This is a genomic window from Flagellimonas alvinocaridis (genome assembly GCF_004916895.1).
In the GTDB taxonomy this organism is placed as follows: domain Bacteria; phylum Bacteroidota; class Bacteroidia; order Flavobacteriales; family Flavobacteriaceae; genus Flagellimonas; species Flagellimonas alvinocaridis.
The window spans coordinates 975,275-987,700 of the sequence record NZ_SNTZ01000001.1 but is presented as its reverse complement, the minus strand read 5'-3'; the positions used below and the strand labels follow the sequence as shown (position 1 = coordinate 987,700).

Below are 12,426 nucleotides of genomic sequence, written 5' to 3'. Positions count from 1 at the left end.
ATGAAGTTGCCACTTCCCTGAATAATTTCAGTACAAATAGGTACTTTTACCACATGATATTGGTCACTGGAGGTACTGGGTTGATAGGTTCGCACCTGCTGTTCCATTTGGTGAAAAATGGAAAAACAGTAAGAGCCAACTATAGAACCAAAGAGTCTCTTGGAAAAGTTTCCAAGATTTTTGGGTATTATTCCAATCAACCTGAAAGTCTTCTGGAAAAAATACAGTGGGTACAGGCCGATATTACCTCTATGGGCAATTTAGATCAACTTTTTATTGGCATTGAGGAGGTCTACCATTGCGCTGCCTTAATTTCTTTTGACCCTAAAATGTACAAGGCTTTGGTCCAGGCCAATGTAGAAGGGACTGCCAATGTTGTAAACTTGAGTCTTAAGTATGGCATAAAAAAACTTTGCTATGTAAGCTCCATTGCTGCCATTGGATCTAGTATAACTAAAAAAGAAGTCACGGAAGACACTGAATGGACCAATACCAATGCTTCGGTGTATGGGATTACCAAACACGATGCTGAACTTGAGGTATGGCGCGCTTCACAAGAAGGGCTGTCAGTGGTCATTGTAAATCCTGGTGTAGTCATTGGCCCTGGGTTTTGGAAGTCAGGCAGCGGTAGTTTTTTCACCTATGCAGCCAAAGGTAAAACCTCTTATATTCCGGGTGGCACCGGTTTTGTGACCATCAGTGATGTGATCAATGCCATGACCAAACTTATGGATTCCAACATTGTCGGGGAAAGATTCATATTAGTGAGCAATAATCTGTCCTATGCAGAATTGTTCCAAAAAATTGCTCCAAAATTGGGGGTATCCCCTCCAACAAAAAAAATCCCTTTTTGGATGTTGGAGATTATGTGGCGCTTGGATGGACTTCGAAGTTCTTTGTTGGGGAAAAGGCGTAGACTTACCAAAAATATGGTGAAAGGATTGCGACACCAAGATATTTACAGCCACGAAAAAATTAAAAATGCGATTGATTTTAAATTCGAGGATTTGGATGCAGCCCTAGATTTTTGTTGTTCCAAATTTCCGGATTAGGGCTCCGTTGGCTTGTTTTCTTCTCTTTTGGCCTTAATGGAATCGCGTAGTCGTAACTGAACCTCCTTAATACTGTCGTTCTTTTGTTTGCTGATGTTTTCCATTATGTTTTTCCTATTATCAATCCTTTCCTCCACTTTTTCATAAATGGACTGGTACTCCAACGGAATGGAGGCATAGTACAAATCACTTTCCACAAATTGCACGCTGTCTATTTGATATTTCTCGTAAAGAAAATCCATGACATCAATACCCGATTCTTTAAACTTGCTGCCAAAAGCGGCTTTTGTGGCGTTTAAAAGCGAAAGATCATGGAGAATATCCACCATTTTCTCCTTAGGAATAAGATTTTCAGGTTTCTCTACCACCTTCTCGCCGCAAGAGAGGAGTAGCATCCCAAAAAAGAAAAAAACAGCTTTTTTCATGCCTTATCGGTTAAATGTAAGTCGCTTGGCGTTCCTTTTTTCAGAAAAACGACCATTCTCATAGGCTAAATGCCCATTGACAAAAGTTCGCGCTACTTTGGAGTCAAAAGTAGTACCTTCAAAAGGAGACCAACCACATTTATAGAAAATATTATCCTTTTTAACCTCGTTTTTAGAATTTCGGGTCACCTGGACCAAATCGGCATAATACCCTTCCCGAACAAACCCCCTACGATCAATATCAAATAGTTTTGCAGGATTATGGCACATTTTCTCCACCATTTTTTCTAAACTGATCTTGCCTTCCTGCTCTTTTTCGAGCATGGCCAACAATGCATGTTGCACCAATGGCCCGCCAGATGGAGCTTTGGTATAAGGATTATTTTTTTCTTCCAAAGTATGTGGGGCATGATCGGTGGCCACAACATCTATCCTGTCATCCAAAAGGGCGTCCCAAAGTTTGTCACGGTCCTCCTTGGTCTTCACAGCGGGATTCCACTTGATCAAAGTACCTTTTTTGGCGTAGTCCTCATCCGAGAACCATAAATGATGGATGCAGACTTCAGAGGTAATCTTCTTTTTCTCCAACGGAATTTCATTGGTGAACAAATCGGTTTCAATGCCGGTAGATATATGAAAAACATGCAAACGAGCCCCTGTTCGCTTCGCCAAAGCTATGGCCTTTGAAGACGAAAGATAGCACGCTTCAGCACTTCTAATAATAGGATGCATCTCCACAGGAATATCATCTCCGTACATTTCCTGATACTTGGCCATATTGGCCCTTATGGTCCCTTCATCTTCACAATGGGCCGAAATCACCATTTCTGTATTGCTGAATATTTTTTCAAGAACAGACTCGTCATCAACCAACATATTTCCCGTAGAAGATCCAAGGAACAATTTCACTCCTGAGCAGGCATTTTTATCCAATCGCTTTAGCTCTTCCAAGTTATCATTGGTACCTCCAAAGAGGAATGAATAGTTGGCAAAAGCATCTTTTGAGGCTATGGAAAATTTCTCTTCCAGTTTTTGAAGGGTAGTGGTCTGCGGATTAGTGTTGGGCTGTTCCATAAAGGTTGTAATGCCCCCTGCAATGGCTGCTCGGCTCTCCGTGGCAATGGTGCCCTTGTGGGTTAATCCAGGCTCCCTAAAATGCACCTGGTCATCTATTATGCCGGGCAACAATAAATCCCCGTTTAAATCTACAACCGAGGCATTGGCATCTGAAATATCAGCATCCATTCGTGCAATATAATCACCCTCCAATAACACATCTGTTTCAAATGTGCAGTTCTCGTTGACCACCTTTGCGTTTTTCAATATTATTCTTGGCATCCTAAAAGTTCTTTCTGAAAAATATGCTTCTAAATTTCATGGCGATTACCCCGAAAATGGCTTCCCGGATAATGGCCGAGTTCATTTTGGACTTTCCATTGATCCTATCGGTAAAAATAATGGAGACTTCCTCTATTTTGAATTTTTTGAGGTACGCCCTATACTTCATTTCAATTTGAAAAGCATACCCAATAAATCGCACATTGTCCAGTTTTATTTCTTCCAAAACTTTACGCTTATAGCATATAAAACCGGCTGTTGGATCATGCACTTTCATTCCGGTTATGAACTTGACATAAAAGGATGCGCCATAGGACAACAGGATTCTAAAGAGCGGCCAATTTACCACATTCACCCCTTTTTTGTAACGGGAGCCTATGGCCACGTCGGCACCATTTAGGCAAGCACGGTGCAACCGGGACAAATCTGCGGGACGGTGTGAAAAATCGGCATCCATCTCAAAAATATACTCGTAACCACGATCCAATGCCCACTTAAATCCATGTATATAGGCCGTTCCCAAACCTGCTTTCTCTTTGCGCACCTCCAAGAACAATTTATCCGGAAATTCCAATTGTAGGGACTGTACGGCTTCAGCCGTACCATCAGGGGAATTGTCATCAACCACAAGAACATGAAAATCTTTCTTAAGGTCAAAAACCGTTCTTGTGATGGCCTCAATGTTCTCAATCTCGTTGAAAGTGGGTATAATAACCAAGCCGTCCGCCATTGGTAATCTATTAGGAGGTAAAAATACGGTTTTCTTGCTTGCCTATACAAGTTGTTCTGTGTTAGGCATCTCCGTCTGTCCATCAATATTTGTAACTTTGCCCATCAAAAATCCATTTAATGATCCAAAAGTTTCCAAAGCTTTTCCTTGTTCTACTGGCCATAGTTTTTGTCCTAAATCTTGTTCAAGGCTTTTTCACGGAACTTATTTATGATGAGGTTTATTATTGGTATTATGCCCAGGATATGGCGTGGGGCTATTTTGACCATCCGCCCATGGTGGCCCTTTTGGTAAAAATCAGCAGTTTCTTTTTTAACGACGAGCTTGGGGTTCGTTTTATGGGCAGCGTGCTATCGGCAGGAACATATATGTTGCTTTGGCTACTTGTGGATGACCCCAGAAAGAAAGATTATATAATCCATTTTTTCCTGTTGGTGTTTTCATTTACACTGATGAATGCCTATGGTTTCTTGACGCTTCCAGATACGCCCCTTCTATTTTTTACGGCGCTTTTTTTATGGCTCTACAAATGCTTCCTGAAAAATCCTTCTACTTTGACTACGGTATTGCTGGGGTTGGTCATGGCTGCTTTAATGTACAGCAAGTATCATGCGGTTCTGGTCATTTTGTTTGTGTTCCTATCCAATGTTAAGCTCATTGCCAATAAAAAAGCTTGGATGGCGGTAATTTTGGCCTTGGTTTGTTACATTCCCCATTTTATTTGGCTCTACCAGAACGATTTTGCACCCATCACCTTTCACTTATATGAGAGGCCCAACCAAGCCTATTCGTTTGGAGGGTTTACCTTGGGCTATTTTTTAAATCTCATAGTAATCATTGGCTTACTATTTTACTGGGTCTATGCCTCCTTGTTTCGGTTCAAGGCTACCGACACCTTTTCCAAAGCACTGTTGTATTTAGTGTATGGTATTCTGATTTTTTTCTTTATCTCCAGCTTTAATCGACGTGTACAGGCCCAATGGGCCATAGTTATTTCCATTCCTTTGGTGGTTATGGCATTCAACTATCTCATGGATAATTCCAAGAGCAGAAAATGGATGTATCGCCTGGGAATTATAAGTGTACTGCTTCTTTTCTATGCAAGGGCATGGTTAATATATCAGCCCCTATTTCCTAAGATATATGAAACCCATGGCAACGAAGAATGGGTAGATGATCTGCATGAAAAGGCAAAGGATTTTCCAGTGGTATTTGAAAATTCGTATCGCCGTTCCCCCATGTACGAGTTCCATACAGGAATACCTACTTTTTCGCTGAACAATTATATGTATCGAAAAAATCAATACTCCATAGATGGTTCGGAAGAAAGGGTAAGAGGCAAAAAGGTGGTCTATATTACCCAATACAGAAAAAGTGGGGACCTACAATACATTGATCAGGACAGCACTGTCTTTTATGGCATATTTATAGATGATTTTCAGTCCTACAGAAGATTAAAGTGCATTGTAAACAAAACGGAAACAGGTAGTGGATACGACTTAAAAGTTTACAATCCCTATCCTTTTGATATTCTACTTGAGAATTTAAAATATACCATTTCCTATTCCAATCCCTACAAGCAAGTAAAGGAAATGCTGCCACAAAAAGTGACCAGCCTATATCCGGAAAGTGCCTACTTAAAAAGCAAGGACACCGCCCATTATAAGTTTGAACTTCCATTACCCAAGAAAATAGACAATCCAACTTATTTTAGGATTGGTATATCGGAAAACGGATTACCCCCCGGTTTGAACGGAACGCCAATAAAAATCCAAGAATGATACCGATTGAGAAAACCATCAATTCTTTGGATTGGATGACCATTGTCTTGTTTATGGCCCTTTTCTTGCTTACCCTGGGAAAATATTTGTACCACAACAGGTTTGTAAATTTTATAATCCTGCCTTTTAATGACAAATATGTGCTGCTACACAAAAAGGGGCAACTCTTAAACTGGTTTCATATATGGCTTACCCTGTTCCAATTGGCCAACCTTTCGCTTTTTGTTTTTCTGTCGTTAAAGATTTTTGGCGCCTTACCGGAAGGTCCTTCCCTGATGGTTTTTTTTATGCTGATGGGGTTTCTGGCTCTTTTTCAACTGCTTAAATTCTCTGTTCAATTCTTAAAGGCCTATGTGTTCAATACCCAAGAACTTGTGTCGGAATTGGTGTTCAGTAAGACTTCCTATTTCAACTATGGCAGTCTTGTGCTCTGTGCTGCCAATATTATTTTGATTTACATCCTAAAGGATTCCAAAATAGTGATTTATGCTGCGATAATCTTAATTCTTCTTATAAATGGCATCGGAATCGCAAAGCTGCTGAAGAACTATCAAAAAGCCATGTTTCCGTATTTTGTCTATTTTATTTTGTACCTTTGCGCACTCGAAATTGCGCCCTTGGTGATAATTGGAAGCTACCTAAAAGATTGAAAAGCTTATGAAAGTAAAAACAATTTTGGTTTCCCAACCAGAACCCAAAATCGAAAACTCTCCCTACTCACGGTTGATCGAGAAAGAAAAGGTTAAAGTAGACTTTAGGCCTTTTATCCATGTAGAGGGAGTTGAAGCCAAAAATGTAAGGCAGCAAAAAATCGATCTGAACAACTTTACGGCAATTATCCTGACCAGCAGAAACTCTGTTGACCATTTTTTCAGAATTGCCGAGGAGATGCGTTTTAAGGTTCCTGACACCATGAAGTATTTTTGTCAATCAGAGGCAGTGGCCTACTACTTGCAAAAATATGTGGTCTATAGAAAGCGTAAAATCTATGTTGGTAAGCGTACGTTCAATGAACTGGTTCCGCTTATCAAAAAATATAAGGATGAGAAATTCCTTTTACCTTCTTCCGACGCGCTTAAGGCAGCAGTGCCCCAGGCTTTGGATGAGTTGGGTATAGATTGGAAACGCGGTATCTTCTATAAGACGGTCATCAGTGACCTTTCAGACCTTAGAAACGTTTATTACGATGTATTGGTATTCTTTAGCCCATCAGGAATTGAATCGCTTTTGAAGAATTTCCCGGATTTTGAGCAGAACAACACCCGCATTGCCGTATTTGGCAACAGCACTGTAAAAGCTGCCACCGACGCCGGTCTTCGAATAGACATTCAGGCTCCCACACCGGAGACGCCGTCCATGACCATGGCACTACAGAAATACATTACCAGCGTAAATAAGTAAGAATTTTATTTGTATCCCAATAAAAAAAGCCCGGCATTACCGGGCTTTTTTCCTTTACTTCCAATTCTAAAAGGCGTAGCGTTGCGGACCACCTCGCCTTATCTCTTCGTTTGCATCGGCTTCAAACTTTTTAAAGTTTTCCCTGAAGGCGTTGCTCAATTTAAATGCGGTTTTATAATATGCTTCGTCATTGTTCCATGTGGCTCTAGGGCTTAGTACTTCTGTTGGAACCCCGGGACATTCCCTTGGTTGGGCCACCCCAAAAACAGAATGGATATGATACTTGTCGTAACAATACAACCCAAGCTCTCCACTCAATGCTGCATGGATCATGGCACGGGTATACTTCAACTTCATTCGGGTACCCACACCATAAGGTCCACCGGTCCAACCTGTATTGATCAACCAAACATCTACTCCGGATTCTTTCATTTTTTTGCTCAACATTTCGGCATATTTGGTGGGATGCAATGGCATAAATGGCGCGCCAAAACATGCTGAAAAGGAAGGTTGGGGCTCCACAACCCCTGCTTCAGTACCGGCTACCTTGGCCGTATATCCCGAAATAAAGTGATAGGCCGCTTGGGCAGGTGTTAATTTTGAAATGGGGGGCAATACCCCAAAAGCATCAGCAGTGAGAAAAAAGATATTCTTTACATTTTCCCCTATCGAAGGTTCTTGTATATTATCTATGTGATAAATAGGGTAACTCACCCGAGTATTCTGCGTTATGGAAGTGTTGGAAAAATCGACCTCCCCGTCATCATCCATAATCACATTCTCTAAAATGGCTCCTTTTTTGATTGCTCCATAAATCTCAGGCTCACTTTCCTCCGAAAGGTCAATGACCTTGGCATAGCAGCCTCCCTCAAAATTAAAAACTGTATTGGCCTCGGTCCACCCATGCTCATCATCACCAATGAGCTTTCTGTGCGGATCAGTGGATAGGGTGGTCTTTCCAGTTCCTGACAATCCAAAGAAAATGGCTGTATCCCCATCTTCACCAACATTGGCAGAGCAATGCATAGGAAGTGTGTTTTTATAAACGGGAAGAATAAAATTCAGGGCAGAGAAAATGCCTTTTTTAATTTCTCCGGTATAGCCTGTACCACCAATCAATGCAATCTTTCTGGTAAAGTTTAAGATAGCAAAGTTGTGTTGTCGCGTTCCATCTACTTCTGGGTCTGCCATAAAGCCTGGGGCATTGACCACAGTCCATTCCGGTTCAAAACCTTCCAACTCCTCTTCTGTGGGCCTCAAAAACATGTTGTAGGCAAACATATTGGACCAAGGATATTCATTGATGACCCTCAGGTTCATTTTGTATTTGGGATCGGCACAAGCGTACGAATCCCTAACGAACAACTCTTTTTCATTGAGGTAATCAATGACCTTATCGTACAGTAGATCAAATTTTTCACTCTCAAAAGGGATATTGATGTTGCTCCACCAAATCTTATCCTCTGTAATGTCGTCCTTTACAATAAAACGGTCTTTGGGAGACCTTCCTGTAAACTCTCCCGTATTTACGGCCAAAGCACCAGAAGATGACTCTTTACCCATGCCCATTTGCAAGGTGAGGTCGTGCAATTCGTCTGGAGAAAGTTGATAATGGACATTCTTGTGTTGAATTCCATAGGGTTTTAGCGAAATCGTTTTCGAAGCTGATGTGGAAGCTTTCATTTGTTAGTTTTTTATATACTGCAAAACTAGAAAAATATAACTTTTAAACCCTCTTTTGTGGTTTATTTAAGCCCTTTGTGGGTTAAAATGTAATATCCCAAAAGAAACCATCCCAAAATCAGAAAAACTCCACCAATAGGTGTTAAAAAACCAATGACTTTAAAATCAAAGTTGGTAAGACTGTTGAGAGCCAAAAAATAAATTGAAAAAGAAAATAGGATAACTCCTATCAAAATCATCAAGTATACCCTCTTTTTATGCTTTTCACCAAGGCTGCCGAATATTGCCAAAAAAAGCAGGAACAAAGCATGGTACATTTGGTATCTCACACCAGTCTCAAAGACCTCAACCGATTCATAATCCACCAGTTTTTCCAAGCCATGGGCGCCAAAGGCACCTAAAACTATAGCCAGCAAACCAAGTAGAATTCCCGTCAACAATATTGTTCTGTTCATAACTTTTTTTACTAATTTTTTTAGAAATATAACAATTTGATACCTTAGTATCCGTTTTAATCAAAAGTAATCAAAACCTATGGTCCGCACTATTTTAGTTGTTGGGGCAGGAAAATCAACCTCCTATCTACTAGACTATCTCCTCAAAAAATCAGATAGTGAAAATCTCCGTTTGGTCATTGGAGACCTACAACCAAAGAACATTCCTGAGCAATTTTCCTCTCATCCAAATTGTGAGGTTATTGCGTTGGACATCTTTAACGAAGAAGAACGCAAGAAGGCCGTGTCGTTGGCATCAATCGTTATTTCCATGCTTCCGGCCAATTTGCACATTAAGATTGCAGAGGATTGCATCCAATATAAAAAACACTTGGTGACGGCTTCTTATGTGAGTAAAGAAATGGAAGCCCTTAACGAAGAGGTCAAAAAGAACGGTCTCATTTTTATGAATGAAATAGGACTTGACCCTGGAATTGACCACATGAGTGCCATGGAAGTGATAGATCGTATCCGATCCAAAGGTGGTAAAATGTTACTGTTTGAATCCTTTACTGGTGGGTTGGTAGCTCCAGAAAGCGATTCCAACCTCTGGAATTACAAGTTTACCTGGAATCCTAGAAATGTTGTTCTGGCGGGACAGGGCGGGACAGCAAAATTCATTCAGGAAGGAACTTATAAATACATCCCCTACCAAAAACTGTTCAGAAGAACGGAGTTTTTGGATGTAGAGGGACATGGAAAGTTTGAAGCCTATGCCAACCGTGATTCCTTAAAATATAGGGAAGCTTATGGTCTTCAGGACGCCCTTACGCTTTTTAGGGGCACCATGAGAAGGGTAGGGTTTTCCAAAGCATGGCAGATGTTTGTTATTTTGGGGATGACCGATGATAGTTACACCATAGAAAACTCGGAAGGCATGTCTTATAGAGAGTTTGTAAACCTGTTTCTTCCTTATTCCCCTACTGATTCGGTGGAGCTAAAAATGCGGCACTATCTAAAAATAGACCAAGACGATATCCGTTGGGGTAAATTGTTGGAACTCAATCTTTTTGATCCCTCCAAAAAAATACCGCTGAAGAATGCAACCCCTGCACAAATACTACAATTTATCTTGGAAGATAGTTGGACCCTCAGGGAAGATGAAAAAGACATGATCGTGATGTACCACAAATTTGGGTACGAAATAGACGGTGAAAAAAAGCAGATTGATGCAAACATGGTGGTCATTGGTGAAAACAGAACCTATACCGCCATGTCCAAAACGGTAGGTCTGCCCGTGGCAATGGCCACATTGCAGATATTGAACAAAAAAATAACAACCCCTGGGGTACAGATACCCATAAGTATGGAGGTTTATCAGCCCATACTAAGTGAACTCAAATCCTATGGGATACATTTTAAAGAGTACGAGGTTCTCTATCTAGGCTACAATCCAGATTCTGTTGCAGGTTAACCGAATTCATATTTTCTATATCTTTAGCTTCAGTTTTAAATCTTTTCTGTGAAAAATCATAACAGTTCGGTTAAAATTGATGGCATCGACAAGAAAATCCTAAGATTTTTGATGGAAGATGCCCGGAGGCCCATTTTGGAAATTGCCCGTAACATTGGTATTTCCGGGGCGGCCATTCACCAAAGATTACGAAAATTGGAAAGCTCTGGCCTCCTATCTGGGTCAAAATTCGTTATCAATCCCAAGGTATTAGGTTATACTACCATGGCATATATTGGCATCTTTTTAGACAAAGCCATGGCCAATCCGCAGGCTGTAAGGGAACTTGAGAAAATCCCAGAGGTTCTGGAATGCCATTACACCACCGGAAACTGGTCCATACTCATAAAAGTCTTGTGCCGCGACAATGAACACCTTATGCAGGTGCTCAATAAAAAAATCCAACAAATTGAAGGCGTTTCACGAACCGAAACTTTCATTTCATTGGACCAACAAATAGATCGGCAAATTCAAATCTGATATTTGTATTCAATCTAAATAAAGTTTACATTTGTACCCATGAATGTAGTTTATCAGTCTACATATTATACTTTGTACCAATCCGTGAAGGAACGTTGTTTCTATGTGGATTTTGGGCAAAAGATGGTGCGAATGTCACTTTGCCAATTGCTTTCCCTCCGATACAAGGTATTGTCCATCTCTATTGAAGATCATTTTGACGGGGATTTGAACAGACACGGCTTTGAGGTACTCATGCTTTGCAACAAAGAGCATCTATTTGTACTTAATACCTTAGAAGTCTTGGACTTAAAACAATTGGTCGACCATAGCTTTGTTGCTTTGGGCCTTTCTGAAGAACGTGAGACCGCCTCCATTTAGATTTGTTTTCTTCCACCTATTTTTATTCAATCTAAAACTGCCTTAAAACAAAGGAGTTACTTCCAAAACGGAATCAAATTCCGTATTTTTGTTAGTATAACTTGATAAACCCAATATAAATGAAAGATATAGCAAGACAAAGTATGGGCATTAAAGTAGAATCCATGGATTTGCTCAACGGACAGATAAAAATGGAAGCCCATGCTTCTGCCACCTATTTGGCCATGGCGTCTTGGTGCGAGCAGAATGGGTTTTTTACCAGTGCCAAATTCTTTTACAAGCAAGCTGAGGAAGAGCGTGGCCATATGATGAAGATTTTCGAATTTTTGATTGATACAGGAGGAAATCCCCTATCTCCAGAAGTTACGGGAATCAACCATGACTACTCTTCCATTGTTGATGTATTTGAAAGCACCTTGGAGCATGAAGTGGCCGTTACCAAGTCCATTCACAACATTGTAAAAAAAGCCCGTGAACTGGGAGATATAGCTACTGAGCGCTTCTTGGACTGGTTTGTTCTGGAGCAAGTTGAAGAGGAGAACACCATACGTGACATCTTGGACATGATCGCGGTGACCGGCACGGAAGGTGTAGGACTTCAGATGATCGACAATCAAGTAGCCAATTGGATGGAATAGGTTCAAAAAAATAAATACCAATGAAACGGGGCCTCTGGCCCCGTTTTTAGTTTAGGTATCGTTCTTTAATGATGTTAAAATGTCGTAGTTCATGCCCCGCAATATGATAAGCCAATCCCCGAACCGTTCTTTTGTTGATAATACTTCCATCATGATCAATACCTTCTCCCCCTCGGGTAAAACTTTCTTCTGGCAAATACTCAAATAGGGCAATGGTAGATTTTCTTACCCATTCATACTCTTCAAATATACTTTCCAAGCTTCTACTATTGGCGTCGGAAAACTTGGCATATTCATCTTGGTCAAACCCATGAAGCGGTGTACTATCGTTTCGGGCATAACGCAACGCCCGATAAGCAAAAATCCGTTCATCATCAATAAGGTGTACCAAAATCTCTTTAATGGTCCATTTATCCTCGGCATAACGATACGTTAATTTCTCTTTTGGAAGGGATTGGATACAATCCTTAATCTCAAGAAAATTTTGCCAGAGATGCTCCAAAACCTTACCATCATCTTCCATCAAATCCATATAAATATGTGAATATGATGGGTATTCTCCCTGAAGCGGTTTTTTAATGTTTCTCATAG

At 40.6% G+C, this 12,426-nt stretch carries 14 protein-coding genes; 8 read left to right on the top strand and 6 right to left on the bottom strand.

The genetic code is table 11. The annotated features are described in order from the left end of the window. Window positions 1-53: 53 nt before the first annotated feature. Entirely contained in the window at window positions 54-1,052 is a 999-nt protein-coding gene (locus EZV76_RS04495) for an NAD-dependent epimerase/dehydratase family protein (protein WP_136565370.1), read from the top strand. Here the strand turns inward: EZV76_RS04495 and EZV76_RS04490 are convergent. Genes EZV76_RS04490 through EZV76_RS04480 form a run of 3 tightly spaced genes read right to left on the bottom strand, consistent with a single transcriptional unit; the run spans window position 1,049 to window position 3,545 of the window. Then, window positions 1,049-1,477, bottom strand: coding sequence for a DUF4296 domain-containing protein (locus EZV76_RS04490; RefSeq protein WP_136565369.1), 429 nt, complete (start codon window positions 1,475-1,477; stop codon window positions 1,049-1,051). The two genes, EZV76_RS04495 and EZV76_RS04490, sit on opposite strands and share 4 nt — an antisense overlap. Window positions 1,478-1,480: 3 nt before the next feature. Continuing rightward, on the bottom strand, window positions 1,481-2,815 hold the full coding sequence (locus EZV76_RS04485; RefSeq protein WP_136565368.1) for a dihydroorotase: 1,335 nt from the start codon (window positions 2,813-2,815) through the stop codon (window positions 1,481-1,483). A 1-nt stretch (window position 2,816) separates the two neighbouring features. Beyond that, window positions 2,817-3,545 carry a polyprenol monophosphomannose synthase gene (locus EZV76_RS04480; RefSeq protein ID WP_136565367.1) on the bottom strand — a complete coding sequence of 243 codons (729 nt, stop codon included), beginning with the start codon at window positions 3,543-3,545 and terminating at the stop codon, window positions 2,817-2,819. 119 nt (window positions 3,546-3,664) lie between these two features. Here EZV76_RS04480 and EZV76_RS04475 point away from each other — a divergent pair, with 119 nt between their 5' ends. Genes EZV76_RS04475 through EZV76_RS04465 form a run of 3 tightly spaced genes read left to right on the top strand, consistent with a single transcriptional unit; the run spans window position 3,665 to window position 6,727 of the window. Continuing rightward, window positions 3,665-5,326: an ArnT family glycosyltransferase gene (locus EZV76_RS04475; protein WP_136565366.1), complete on the top strand. Its 1,662-nt coding sequence runs from the start codon at window positions 3,665-3,667 to the stop codon at window positions 5,324-5,326. Further along, the gene (locus EZV76_RS04470; RefSeq protein ID WP_136565365.1) at window positions 5,323-5,976 is read left to right on the top strand and encodes a DUF4271 domain-containing protein; all 654 of its coding nucleotides are present in this window, start codon (window positions 5,323-5,325) and stop codon (window positions 5,974-5,976) included. The genes EZV76_RS04475 and EZV76_RS04470 overlap by 4 nt, the downstream gene beginning before the upstream one ends. A gap of 7 nt (window positions 5,977-5,983) precedes the next feature. Next, on the top strand, window positions 5,984-6,727 hold the full coding sequence (locus tag EZV76_RS04465) for a uroporphyrinogen-III synthase (RefSeq protein WP_136565364.1): 744 nt from the start codon (window positions 5,984-5,986) through the stop codon (window positions 6,725-6,727). Between the two features lie 66 nt (window positions 6,728-6,793). On the opposite strand, the gene pckA is transcribed toward EZV76_RS04465, so the two are convergent. Beyond that, on the bottom strand, window positions 6,794-8,410 hold the full coding sequence (gene pckA, locus EZV76_RS04460) for a phosphoenolpyruvate carboxykinase (ATP) (protein WP_136565363.1): 1,617 nt from the start codon (window positions 8,408-8,410) through the stop codon (window positions 6,794-6,796). A gap of 62 nt (window positions 8,411-8,472) precedes the next feature. Further along, window positions 8,473-8,865 (bottom strand): DUF423 domain-containing protein, encoded by a 393-nt coding sequence (locus EZV76_RS04455; RefSeq protein WP_136565362.1) that lies wholly within the window; start codon window positions 8,863-8,865, stop codon window positions 8,473-8,475. Window positions 8,866-8,944: 79 nt separating this feature from the next. Between EZV76_RS04455 and EZV76_RS04450 the strand changes: the two genes are divergently transcribed. The 4 genes from EZV76_RS04450 (at window position 8,945) to EZV76_RS04435 (ending at window position 11,835) form a co-directional block, all read left to right on the top strand. Continuing rightward, window positions 8,945-10,318 carry a saccharopine dehydrogenase family protein gene (locus EZV76_RS04450; protein WP_136565361.1) on the top strand — a complete coding sequence of 458 codons (1,374 nt, stop codon included), beginning with the start codon at window positions 8,945-8,947 and terminating at the stop codon, window positions 10,316-10,318. Window positions 10,319-10,366: 48 nt separating this feature from the next. Continuing rightward, a complete protein-coding gene (locus tag EZV76_RS04445) occupies window positions 10,367-10,837 on the top strand; it encodes an Lrp/AsnC ligand binding domain-containing protein (protein WP_136565360.1) in 471 nt (156 codons plus the stop codon). Window positions 10,838-10,876: 39 nt separating this feature from the next. Beyond that, complete coding sequence (locus EZV76_RS04440; RefSeq protein WP_136565359.1) at window positions 10,877-11,197, top strand: hypothetical protein; 321 nt, start codon at window positions 10,877-10,879, stop codon at window positions 11,195-11,197. Between the two features lie 119 nt (window positions 11,198-11,316). After that, window positions 11,317-11,835 (top strand): ferritin, encoded by a 519-nt coding sequence (locus EZV76_RS04435; protein ID WP_136565358.1) that lies wholly within the window; start codon window positions 11,317-11,319, stop codon window positions 11,833-11,835. A gap of 46 nt (window positions 11,836-11,881) precedes the next feature. Here the strand turns inward: EZV76_RS04435 and EZV76_RS04430 are convergent, their stop codons facing one another. Further along, entirely contained in the window at window positions 11,882-12,424 is a 543-nt protein-coding gene (locus EZV76_RS04430; RefSeq protein WP_136565357.1) for a DinB family protein, read from the bottom strand. Window positions 12,425-12,426 lie beyond the last annotated feature (2 nt).

What these genes read in the sequence shown, in the direction of transcription:
- EZV76_RS04485 (WP_136565368.1), bottom strand. Translation starts at nt 2,815, where the DNA reads ATGCCAAGAATAATATTGAAAAACGCAAAGGTGGTCAACGAGAACTGC.
- EZV76_RS04495 (WP_136565370.1), top strand. Translation starts at nt 54, where the DNA reads ATGATATTGGTCACTGGAGGTACTGGGTTGATAGGTTCGCACCTGCTG.
- EZV76_RS04430 (WP_136565357.1), bottom strand. Translation starts at nt 12,424, where the DNA reads ATGAGAAACATTAAAAAACCGCTTCAGGGAGAATACCCATCATATTCA.
- EZV76_RS04440 (WP_136565359.1), top strand. Translation starts at nt 10,877, where the DNA reads ATGAATGTAGTTTATCAGTCTACATATTATACTTTGTACCAATCCGTG.
- EZV76_RS04455 (WP_136565362.1), bottom strand. Translation starts at nt 8,865, where the DNA reads ATGAACAGAACAATATTGTTGACGGGAATTCTACTTGGTTTGCTGGCT.
- EZV76_RS04465 (WP_136565364.1), top strand. Translation starts at nt 5,984, where the DNA reads ATGAAAGTAAAAACAATTTTGGTTTCCCAACCAGAACCCAAAATCGAA.
- EZV76_RS04450 (WP_136565361.1), top strand. Translation starts at nt 8,945, where the DNA reads ATGGTCCGCACTATTTTAGTTGTTGGGGCAGGAAAATCAACCTCCTAT.
- EZV76_RS04435 (WP_136565358.1), top strand. Translation starts at nt 11,317, where the DNA reads ATGAAAGATATAGCAAGACAAAGTATGGGCATTAAAGTAGAATCCATG.
- pckA (WP_136565363.1), bottom strand. Translation starts at nt 8,410, where the DNA reads ATGAAAGCTTCCACATCAGCTTCGAAAACGATTTCGCTAAAACCCTAT.
- EZV76_RS04480 (WP_136565367.1), bottom strand. Translation starts at nt 3,545, where the DNA reads ATGGCGGACGGCTTGGTTATTATACCCACTTTCAACGAGATTGAGAAC.
- EZV76_RS04475 (WP_136565366.1), top strand. Translation starts at nt 3,665, where the DNA reads ATGATCCAAAAGTTTCCAAAGCTTTTCCTTGTTCTACTGGCCATAGTT.
- EZV76_RS04490 (WP_136565369.1), bottom strand. Translation starts at nt 1,477, where the DNA reads ATGAAAAAAGCTGTTTTTTTCTTTTTTGGGATGCTACTCCTCTCTTGC.
- EZV76_RS04470 (WP_136565365.1), top strand. Translation starts at nt 5,323, where the DNA reads ATGATACCGATTGAGAAAACCATCAATTCTTTGGATTGGATGACCATT.